Raw genomic sequence first — 602 nt, 5'->3', positions numbered from 1 at the left:
TGCGCATTTCGCGGAGCTCGACCTGGGTATCAGCAAGGCGCTCCTCAGCTGCGGAAGCAGAACGCTGATGCTCTGCGCTCGCCGCTTCTACGGAAGCCTTCTGGGCGAGCGCCAGGCTCAGCTCAGCCTGGCTCTCGGCGAGCTGGTCCCGAGCTAGTTGCGCCTGCCCTTCTGCCTCGGCAAGCCGCTCGGCGAGACTGGCGTTCTCCTCAGCCATAGCACTGAGCTGGCTGTCCTTCAGCTGAAGCTCGCTGGCCAACCCGTCCATCTGCTGCTGACTGCGCTCCTGATCGGCCTCGAGGCCTTCGAGCACGCCGCTGGCATCGTCTTGCTCAGCCTCCAGGCGGGCGATCTCCTGCCGCGCCTGCTCGAGCTCCAGCACAACCTCTGTGCGCGCCGCAGCCGCTACCAAGTCAAGGGCACCGGCCAGAGCGTCCTGCATTGCCTTGGTCTGCTTGGCGACTGCGGTTTCGATAATGGCCGTAGCTTCCTCCGGCAGCGGCCTGGTTGGAATGGCCCCACCCGGTACCCCAGTGTGGTGTCGCTGCCAGACGCTGAGGAGCGTTTCGGGGCGGCCTCCGCCGAGGGTAGTCCGTAACGCC

General features: G+C 66.3%; 1 protein-coding gene. It reads right to left on the bottom strand.

The window, feature by feature from the left end:
• A partial coding sequence (locus tag QKY98_RS23630; protein ID WP_284671707.1) for a hypothetical protein occupies positions 1-442 on the bottom strand: 442 nt, incomplete at its 3' end.
• Between the last annotated feature and the right edge of the window lie 160 nt (positions 443-602).

This window comes from Pseudomonas sp. HR1, from assembly GCF_030175875.1.
Taxonomy (GTDB): domain Bacteria; phylum Pseudomonadota; class Gammaproteobacteria; order Pseudomonadales; family Pseudomonadaceae; genus Chryseomonas; species Chryseomonas oryzihabitans.
The sequence above is the reverse complement of the archived record's forward strand: the minus strand, read 5'-3'. Positions and strand labels throughout refer to the sequence as shown.